This is a genomic window from Mycobacterium asiaticum (assembly GCF_001673365.1).
GTDB classification, from domain to species: Bacteria; Actinomycetota; Actinomycetes; order Mycobacteriales; family Mycobacteriaceae; genus Mycobacterium; species Mycobacterium asiaticum_A.
The window spans coordinates 20181-28950 of the sequence record NZ_LZLS01000006.1 but is presented as its reverse complement, the minus strand read 5'-3'; the positions used below and the strand labels follow the sequence as shown (position 1 = coordinate 28950).

The 8770-nt window shown below is 64.5% G+C and carries 9 protein-coding genes and 2 pseudogenes; 6 read left to right on the top strand and 5 right to left on the bottom strand.

What is annotated here, in order from left to right; translation table 11 throughout:
• Positions 1-69: 69 nt before the first annotated feature.
• The 4 genes and pseudogenes from hisE to A5634_RS01340 all read left to right on the top strand — a co-directional run.
• Positions 70-228: pseudogene (gene hisE, locus A5634_RS01355) on the top strand (phosphoribosyl-ATP diphosphatase); the annotation flags it as partial.
• A gap of 2 nt (positions 229-230) precedes the next feature.
• Positions 231-1076, top strand: coding sequence for an ATP phosphoribosyltransferase (hisG, locus tag A5634_RS01350; RefSeq protein WP_065142300.1), 846 nt, complete (start codon positions 231-233; stop codon positions 1074-1076).
• A 105-nt stretch (positions 1077-1181) separates the two neighbouring features.
• On the top strand, positions 1182-1664 hold the full coding sequence (locus tag A5634_RS01345; protein ID WP_065142294.1) for a DUF4126 domain-containing protein: 483 nt from the start codon (positions 1182-1184) through the stop codon (positions 1662-1664).
• The gene (locus tag A5634_RS01340) at positions 1661-3061 is read left to right on the top strand and encodes an FAD-containing oxidoreductase (protein ID WP_065142293.1); all 1401 of its coding nucleotides are present in this window, start codon (positions 1661-1663) and stop codon (positions 3059-3061) included. Before A5634_RS01345 ends, A5634_RS01340 begins: the two co-directional genes overlap by 4 nt.
• Here the strand turns inward: A5634_RS01340 and A5634_RS26795 are convergent.
• Positions 3058-3258 (bottom strand): annotated as a pseudogene (locus A5634_RS26795) (thioesterase family protein); the annotation flags it as partial. The gene A5634_RS01340 and the pseudogene A5634_RS26795 overlap by 4 nt on opposite strands.
• Positions 3259-3325: 67 nt before the next feature.
• Entirely contained in the window at positions 3326-4192 is an 867-nt protein-coding gene (locus tag A5634_RS01330) for a RecB family exonuclease (protein ID WP_065142291.1), read from the bottom strand.
• Between the two features lie 74 nt (positions 4193-4266).
• Between A5634_RS01330 and trmI the strand changes: the two genes are divergently transcribed.
• Positions 4267-5109 carry a tRNA (adenine(58)-N(1))-methyltransferase TrmI gene (trmI, locus tag A5634_RS01325; RefSeq protein ID WP_065142290.1) on the top strand — a complete coding sequence of 281 codons (843 nt, stop codon included), beginning with the start codon at positions 4267-4269 and terminating at the stop codon, positions 5107-5109.
• A gap of 22 nt (positions 5110-5131) precedes the next feature.
• On the opposite strand, the gene A5634_RS01320 is transcribed toward trmI, so the two are convergent.
• Positions 5132-5425, bottom strand: a complete 294-nt coding sequence (locus tag A5634_RS01320) for a DUF503 domain-containing protein (RefSeq protein ID WP_065142289.1) — start codon at positions 5423-5425, stop codon at positions 5132-5134.
• A 4-nt stretch (positions 5426-5429) separates the two neighbouring features.
• Positions 5430-6011: a hypothetical protein gene (locus tag A5634_RS01315; RefSeq protein ID WP_065142288.1), complete on the bottom strand. Its 582-nt coding sequence runs from the start codon at positions 6009-6011 to the stop codon at positions 5430-5432.
• Between the two features lie 274 nt (positions 6012-6285).
• Here A5634_RS01315 and arc point away from each other — a divergent pair, with 274 nt between their 5' ends.
• Positions 6286-8115, top strand: coding sequence for a proteasome ATPase (gene arc, locus A5634_RS01310; protein WP_065142287.1), 1830 nt, complete (start codon positions 6286-6288; stop codon positions 8113-8115).
• A gap of 10 nt (positions 8116-8125) precedes the next feature.
• Here the strand turns inward: arc and A5634_RS01305 are convergent, their stop codons facing one another.
• The gene (locus tag A5634_RS01305; protein ID WP_065142286.1) at positions 8126-8767 is read right to left on the bottom strand and encodes a hypothetical protein; all 642 of its coding nucleotides are present in this window, start codon (positions 8765-8767) and stop codon (positions 8126-8128) included.
• Between the last annotated feature and the right edge of the window lie 3 nt (positions 8768-8770).

Genomic DNA, 8770 nt, shown 5'->3' with positions numbered 1-8770 from the left:
CTCGGCCAGTAGCCGCAGGACTTCGATCTCCCGATCGCTTAGGCCACTGGCGCCGTGCGAGGCCGACAGGGCAAGAAGATCCTCGAGGAGGCCGGTGAAGTGTGGCTGGCCGCCGAACATGAACCCGACGAAGCGCTCGCCGAGGAGATCAGCCAGTTGCTGTACTGGACGCAGGTGCTGATGCTTTCGCGCGGGCTTTCCCTCGACGACGTCTACCGGAAACTGTGAAGATGCTTCGGATAGCGGTGCCCAACAAGGGGGCGTTGAGCGAACCGGCCAGTGAGATCCTCTCTGAGGCCGGCTACCGCCGTCGCACCGATCCCAAAGACCTCACCGTGATCGACCCGGTGAACAACGTCGAGTTCTTCTTCCTGCGGCCCAAGGATATTGCGATCTATGTCGGTTCCGGCGAACTCGACTTCGGGATCACCGGACGCGACTTGGCGCTGGATTCCGATGCGCCAGTGCAGGAACGGTTGGCGCTGGGTTTCGGGTCGTCGAGGTTCCGCTACGCCGGACCGGCCCGGCAGGACTGGACGACGGCGGATCTCGCCGGCAAGCGCATCGCCACCGCCTACCCAAACCTTGTTCGAAAAGACTTGGCCGCCAAAGGGATTGAGGCGACTGTCATCCGGCTAGACGGTGCCGTGGAGATTTCGGTACAGCTCGGGGTCGCCGACGCGATCGCCGACGTGGTGGGTTCGGGCCGCACGCTGAGTCTGCATGATCTGGTGGCTTTCGGTGAGCCACTGTGTGATTCGGAGGCCGTGCTGATCGAGCGGGCCGACAGCCAACCGAGCGCGGCGCGTGATCAGCTGATCGCCCGGGTGCAGGGCGTGGTGTTCGGCCAGCAGTATCTGATGCTCGATTACGACTGTCCCCGTTCGGCTTTGGACAAAGCTACAGCCATCACGCCGGGGTTGGAGTCACCGACAATCGCCCCGCTGGCCGATCCGGACTGGGTCGCGGTGCGGGCGCTGGTTCCGCGTCGCGACGTCAACCGCACCATGGACGAACTCGCCGCTATCGGCGCCAAGGCGATTCTGGCTTCCGACATCAGATTCTGCCGTTTCTGACCCTGCGCAGGAAGTTGACCTGTGTTAGCGTCCCGCTGGGACCCGTGACCCCCCTCGGGTATCCATTCGTCGCGAAGCTGTACGTCTGTCCCAGGAGGGATCGCTGTGACGCAGGTTCTTGTACTCCTTTTGGCTTTGTTGATCGGTGTCGTCGCCGGGTTGCGATCTCTGACGGCTCCGGCGGCTGTCTCCTGGGCAGTGTTCCTCAGCTGGCTCAATCTGCATGGAACCTGGGCGGCCTGGGTGGGCAATGTGGTCACGGTGGTGATCCTGACTGTGCTTGCCGTCGCCGAACTCGTCAACGACAAACTGCCCAAGACGCCGCCGCGTACCGCGCCGCCGGTATTCGCCGTGCGGCTCATTATGGGCGGGTTCGCCGGTGCGGTAATCGGCACCGCGTGGAACTACAAGTTCGGCTCGCTGGGTGCCGGAATCATCGGCGCGGTGCTGGGCACCTTGGGTGGGTACCAGGCGCGCCGCGCCCTGGTAGCCAAGAACGGCGGTCATGATCTGCCGATCGCCCTGGTCGAGGACGCGGTCGCCGTGCTGGGCGCTTTCGCGATCGTCGCCGCAGCAGCAGCTCTGTGACGCCGGGTTCTTCCGGAGCGCAAGCGTTCGACGCGATCATCGTCGGCGCCGGTCAGGCCGGCCCGCCGCTGGCCGGTCGGCTCACCGCTGCCGGCCAACGCGTTGCGGTGATCGAGCGTCAGCACGTCGGCGGCACCTGCGTCAACTATGGCTGTATCCCCACCAAGACATTGGTGGCCAGCGCGCACGCGGCGCATCTGGCCCGTCGCGGCGCAGAATATGGCGTCGGCACCGGGCCGGTCAGTGTGGACATGGCCAAGGTCAAAGCTCGCAAAGACGACATCATGCTCAAGGACCGCCACGGGGTGGAATCGTGGTTGGACGGCATGGACGGCTGCACCGTGTTCCGCGGGCATGCCCGGTTCGAGGATCCGCACACCATCCGAGTCGGGGACCAGGTGTTGACCGGCGAGCGGATCTTCCTCAATGTCGGGGGACGAGCGGTGGTGCCCGACATTCCGGGGCTTTCCGAGGTCGAATACCTGACGAACGTTTCGGTCCTCGAACTCGACACGGTGCCCGAGCATCTGGTCATCGTCGGCGGCAGCTACATCGCGTTGGAGTTCGCGCAGATGTACCGTCGGTTCGGTGCCCGGGTCACCGTCGTGGAGCGCGGCCCCCGGTTGGCGTCGCGCGAAGACGAGGACGTCTCGGCCACCATCCGGGAGATCCTGGAAGGCGAAGGCATCGATGTCGTCGTGGGCGCCGAAGACGTGCGGGTATCAAAGCGCAACAGTGAAATTGGAGGCTTCGAGCTCACGCCGCGGACCGGAGCCGACCCGATAACAGGCAGTCACCTGCTGCTGGCGGTCGGGCGCCAACCCAACACCGACGACCTGGGTCTGGACGCCGCGGGCGTGCAGACCGACGGCCGCGGCTTCGTCGTAGTCGACGATCAGCTCAGGACCAACATCGACCACATCTGGGCCATGGGTGACTGCAACGGCAAAGGCGCCTTCACCCACACCTCCTACAACGACTTCGAGATCGTCGCGGCCAACCTGCTCGACGATGATCCTCGTCGCGTCAGCGACCGCATCACCACCTATGCGCTCTACATCGATCCGCCGTTGGGGCGCGCCGGCATGACGGTCAGCCAGGCTCAGGCTGCCGGCCGTAAGGTGCTGGTCGGCAAGCGGCCGATGACCCGGGTCGGTCGGGCCGTGGAAAAGGGTGAGACGCAAGGGTTTATGAAGGTTGTTGTCGACGCAGACACCGACGAGATCCTGGGCGCGGCCATCTTCGGTGTGGGTGGCGACGAAGCCGTGCACTGTGTGCTTGATGTGATGTCAGCCAAGGCGCCGTACACGACGTTGTCGCGCACGATGCACATTCACCCGACGGTCAGCGAACTGATTCCCACGGTGCTGCAAGAGCTTTCGTCACCATCGGACTAGAGCCGCTGAATCAGCAGCGTCTGAGCCGATGTTCCGATAAAGCCGTCTCGGTCGAAGGCATCGGCCGTCGTCACACCCACACCATCGGGCCCGACTGATGCCCGCGCCCGTACCGCGAACTCGTTGAAGTCCAGGATTGCGCCGACGCCATTGGCGCAGTCGACGACGGCGGCAAGCCGTTGCAGCGCCTGCTGCGGGTGTAGTCGGTGGAATCGAACGATTGATATTCGCCTTCCGCGCCCAGGCGCCGGTAATAGCTGGTCGTCATGCCGCCGGCTCGGTCGGGTGGGCGATCGCCCGACTACCGGAGTGCTCGGGCCAGCCAGGGTATGGCGGCGGGGTGCCCCCGAAGGCTGGGCAGTGCGCTTGATGCGGACACCAGTTGCACATCCGGGACGGGTTCGGGCGGAAATCGCCGCTCTGGCCCGCGGATTGGATGGCTCGCCAGATTGCCATCAGCGTCTTCTCGAAGCGCAGCAACTCGTCATGGTCCGGCGCGTAGTCGAGCAGCTGCCCGTCGGCGAGATAGATGAGTCGCAGCCGGGTGGGCAGCACGCCGCGCGACCGAAGCAGCGCCACCGCGTAGAACTTCATCTGGAACATCGCCTTGAACTCGGCCAGCGCTCGCGCTTCCGCCGGAGCTTTGCCGGTTTTGTAATCGACGACGCGCAGTTCGCCGGTGGCGGCGACATCGATGCGGTCGATGTAGCCGCGTAGCAATGTGCCGTCGGCCAGCTCCACCTCCACCCGTTGTTCGCAGCATTGCGGGTCGAACCGCCTCGGGTCCTCGAGGCGGTAGTAGCCCGCGAGCAGGCTGCGCGCCTCATCGAGCAGCGCGGTTCGCTGCTCGGCGTCCAGGCCGGTGAGCAGCCCGGGTTCGCCGGCGACCACTCGGTCCCAGGCCGAGGCGACCAGTGCGCCCGCGGTGTCCGGGCCGCGCTGCACGGCCGGCAGCCCGTAGAGCTGTTCGACTGCGGCGTGTACCACCGAACCTCGCAGCTGTGCCGTCGACGGCGCCTCGGGCAGCCGATCGATCGCCCGGAACCGGTACAGCAGCGGGCACTGCTTGAAGTCGGCGGCCCGCGACGGTGATAGCGCCGGCCGGGAGCGCGCCTCCGGCTGGTCGGTCATATCCGCAGCCTAGGCCTGCACTCCGACAACCCCCGGCCACTGGTAACGGCGCGTCGGCTGGCACGCTAGACGCCGTGTCGACAACCGGTCCACTCGCCGTCGGGGAGCGCGTTCAGCTCACCGACGCCAAGGGCCGTCACTACACGATTTCGCTTACGCCGGGTGCGGAGTTCCATACCCATCGTGGCCGGATCGCCCACGACGCGGTGATCGGCTTGCAGCAGGGCAGCGTGGTGAAATCCAGCAACGGCGCGTTGTTTCTGGTGATGCGGCCGCTGCTGGTCGACTATGTGATGTCGATGCCGCGCGGACCGCAGGTGATCTATCCCAAGGATGCCGCGCAGATCGTGCACGAAGGCGACATCTTCCCCGGCGCCCGGGTGTTGGAAGCCGGCGCCGGATCCGGCGCGTTGACTCTTTCCCTGTTGCGGGCGGTTGGGCCGCACGGGCAGGTGATCTCCTACGAGCAGCGCGCCGATCACGCCGAACATGCGCGTCGCAACGTCACCACGTTTTACGGTCAGTCGCCGCAGAATTGGCAACTGATCATCAGCGACCTGGCCGACTCAGAGCTGCCAGACGGTTCGTTCGACAGGGCGGTACTGGACATGCTGGCGCCGTGGGAAGTGCTGGACGCGGTGTCGCGGCTCGTCGTCGCGGGCGGCGTACTGCTGGTGTATGTCGCTACCGTCACTCAGCTGTCGAAGGTCGTGGAAGCGATACGCGCCCAGCAGTGCTGGACCGAGCCACGATCGTGGGAGACGCTGCAGCGCGGGTGGAACGTGGTCGGACTGGCTGTGCGGCCGCAGCATTCGATGCGCGGACACACCGCGTTTTTGGTGGCTTCCCGCCGACTGGCACCCGGCGCGGTGGCTCCGGCGCCGTTGGGGCGCAAGCGCGAGGGACGCGACGGCTAGCGCACCAGTTAGTCCTCAACAGTTAGTCATCGCTGCGACTGAGGCCTCGTCGCACCGACAGCAACTCAAGCTCCGGGCGCGCCGCAACAAGTCGTTCTGCGGCGTCGAGCACTTCGACGGCATGTGCGCGATCACCCGAAACCATTGCCACGCCGATGCCGGCCCGGCGGTGCAAGTCGCGAGAACCCGTCTCGGCGGCCGAGACGCTGAACCTGCGTTGCAGCTCCGCCACGACGGGACGGATCAGCGACCGCTTCTGTTTGAGTGAGTGCACGTCGCCCAGCAGCACGTCGAACTCGAGCCAACCGATCCACATTCGCTTACGGCGTGGGGGTCGGTGTTGGCGGTGGTGCGGGCGTCGGCGGCACCGGCGCTGGCGCAGAGGTCGAACTGCGGGAATTCTGCATGGCCAGAAGCATTTCGGCGGTTGCGCGGGATAGTTGCCAGCCGCCCTGGAAGGGGTTGAACTCCATCGGGAAGATGAATTCGCGGTGTTCGGGATTGGCGGTCGTGACCACGACGGTGGCCGTCACATTGCCGGGTTCCTTGTTAGACCATCCGATGTTGTCTGCCCGGAAGTTCATCGGCAGGTAGCCACCGTCTCGAGAGGCGGTGGTGAACCTGTCCAGCGCGGCGGCGGTTTCGGGGCTTGAGCCTTCGACGAGGTTCAACTTGTCGGTGCCGGGTATAGCGGGATCAGCAAGTCGGTTCAGGACATCGGTCAAGGCTTCCGGTGGCGGCAGGGGAGCGCCCGGCGGAGTCGTCTGGGTGGTGGAGGTGGCGGGCAGTGCCGGCGCATTACTGGAGTCCAATTTGTTGGCGGTGTCATGCGAACAACCCGTGAGTCCCACCACCGCCACGATGATCGCGGTGGACAGTGTTACGCAGACGTTTCCGGACATCCGGCGACAGGCTCAGCTACACCGGAAAGGGGGCCGGTGCGGTCGAAGTCACAGTGCGGGTCGTGCTCTGAGTCAGTGCAGGGGTCGGAACGCCTGTGGCTAGGGATTTCGTGGTCACAGAAGTCCTTTCGCTCTGCCCGAGTAGAAGGCGAGATTACCAGCGTGACCCAACTTGTAACTTTCAAAGGGCATTTGACTGCGCACATCAAGCGCGGTTGGCCGGTAGCGTTAAAGTATCCGCCACGCCATTCCTGGTGCGGGAAAGGAGCGCAACATGGGTGACTCAGAGCGTTCTGAAGCATTCAAGACCCCACGCGATATCCCCCTGTCCAGCGAAGATGCTGCAGAACTCGAACAGCTGAGGCGCGAGGCTGCGGTGCTGCGCGAGCAACTCGACAACGCGGTTGCGCACCAGAGTCCGGCGCGCTCCACGCGTGATGTGCATCAACTCGAAGCGCGAATCGACTCGCTGGCTGCCCGCAATTCCAAATTAATGGAAACTCTTAAAGAGGCCCGGCAACAACTGTTGGCGCTGCGGGAGGAAGTCGACCGGCTCGGGCAGCCGCCCAGCGGTTACGGCGTTCTGTTGGGAACCCACGACGACGAAACCGTCGACGTGTTCACGTCGGGTCGCAAGATGCGGTTGACCTGCTCGCCCAACATCGAGACCGCCACAATGCGCAAAGGTCAGACGCTCCGTCTCAATGAGGCGCTGACGGTCGTGGAAGCGGGCACCTTCGAATCGGTCGGTGAAATTTCGACGTTGCGCGAGGTGCTCGCTGACGGTCACCGGGCGCTGGTCGTCGGGCACGCCGACGAGGAGCGGATTGTGTGGCTGGCAGACCCGCTGGTCGCCGAGGACCTGCCCGAGGGGCACCCGGACGCTCTTAACGACGACACGCGGCCCCGCAAGCTGCGTCCGGGCGACTCGTTGCTGGTCGACACCAAGGCCGGCTACGCCTTCGAGCGCATCCCCAAGGCCGAGGTCGAGGACCTGGTGCTCGAAGAGGTGCCAGACGTCAGCTACTCCGACATCGGCGGGCTCACACGCCAGATCGAGCAGATTCGCGACGCGGTCGAGCTGCCGTTCCTGCACAAGGAGCTCTACCGGGAGTACGCGCTGCGACCGCCCAAAGGTGTGTTGCTCTACGGCCCGCCCGGTTGCGGTAAGACGCTGATCGCCAAGGCCGTGGCCAACTCGCTGGCCAAGAAGATGGCCGACCTGCGTGGTGACGACGCGCGCGAGGCCAAGTCGTACTTCCTTAACATCAAAGGCCCCGAACTGCTCAACAAGTTCGTCGGTGAGACCGAGCGTCACATCCGGCTGATCTTCCAGCGGGCGCGGGAGAAGGCCTCAGAAGGCACTCCGGTGATCGTGTTCTTCGACGAGATGGACTCGATCTTCCGCACCCGTGGCACCGGCGTCTCCTCGGACGTCGAGACCACGGTGGTTCCGCAGCTGCTCTCCGAGATCGACGGCGTGGAAGGCCTGGAGAACGTCATCGTCATCGGTGCGTCCAACCGCGAGGACATGATCGACCCGGCCATCCTGCGGCCCGGCCGTCTGGACGTGAAGATCAAGATCGAGCGGCCGGACGCCGAAGCAGCACAGGACATCTACTCGAAGTACCTGGTCGAGACGCTGCCCGTGCACGCCGACGACTTGGCCGAGTTCGACGGCGACCGCACGGCCTGCATCAAGGCGATGATCGAGAAGGTCGTCGACCGGATGTACGCCGAGATCGACGACAACCGCTTCCTCGAGGTCACTTACGCCAACGGCGACAAGGAAGTCATGTACTTCAAGGACTTCAACTCCGGGGCGATGATCCAGAACGTGGTCGACCGGGCGAAGAAGAACGCGATCAAATCAGTGCTGGAGACGGGTCAGCCAGGCCTGCGCATCCAGCACCTGCTCGACTCGATCGTCGACGAGTTCGCCGAGAACGAGGACCTGCCCAACACCACCAACCCCGATGACTGGGCGCGGATTTCGGGCAAGAAGGGTGAGCGGATCGTCTACATCCGCACCCTGGTCACCGGTAAGAGTTCGAGTGCCAGCCGGGCTATTGATACCGAGTCGAACCTGGGTCAGTACCTCTAGGACGTAGCAACTAGCTCGCCAACGAATAGCTGTTGGTCAGATCGTCCTGCAGTACTTGGGCGGCCTGCGTGGTGGTGTCGATGCGCAACGTGTCGGTAAGCACGCGGGAGTGGTAAGTCCAGCCCGTTGGCAGGTTGAGCCGCTCGCCGAGCTTGGTCAGGTCGGCGCGGGATAGCTTGGGGTCCACGACCTGACTCCAGGTCTGCATCACCCACTTCCGGCCGTGCGGGTCCTGCAATTCGTAGATCTGCTGGCCGGCGTCGAACACGAAGACCGTGTTACGGCTGACTTGGTTGACGGTGTAGGGAGTCGGGTTCATCGACGACAACAAGACGGTGGCTTGCAGCAACATGTCGATGCCGCCGAAGTTCTTGGTGATCTGCGGGCCCTGCGGAGACTTTTCGATGTGGTTCATCAGCCAGTAGCGCGGACCGTTGAGAAGTGCAGTGGCAGCACCGTGTTCGGTTGCTATGGTATGCGCGTCCAGCGCCGACCACAGCTCGTCTGGGCAGTCGTTGAGCGGGAAGCTGTTGTACACGGTGGCTTGCGGACCCGCCTCTCCGGGCGTTACGAGAAGTACCTCGCCGTAACGTTTCCCGGACAGGTCGTCCGATTCTTGGTGGGACGCGGAGTCCGAGTGAGGGGCTGACACCAG

Excerpts from the sequence above, each read along its gene's own strand:
- hisG (WP_065142300.1), top strand. The coding sequence starts at position 231 with ATGCTTCGGATAGCGGTGCCCAACAAGGGGGCGTTGAGCGAACCGGCC.
- A5634_RS01330 (WP_065142291.1), bottom strand. The coding sequence starts at position 4,192 with ATGACCGACCAGCCGGAGGCGCGCTCCCGGCCGGCGCTATCACCGTCG.
- A5634_RS01320 (WP_065142289.1), bottom strand. The coding sequence starts at position 5,425 with ATGTGGATCGGTTGGCTCGAGTTCGACGTGCTGCTGGGCGACGTGCAC.
- A5634_RS01315 (WP_065142288.1), bottom strand. The coding sequence starts at position 6,011 with ATGTCCGGAAACGTCTGCGTAACACTGTCCACCGCGATCATCGTGGCG.
- arc (WP_065142287.1), top strand. The coding sequence starts at position 6,286 with ATGGGTGACTCAGAGCGTTCTGAAGCATTCAAGACCCCACGCGATATC.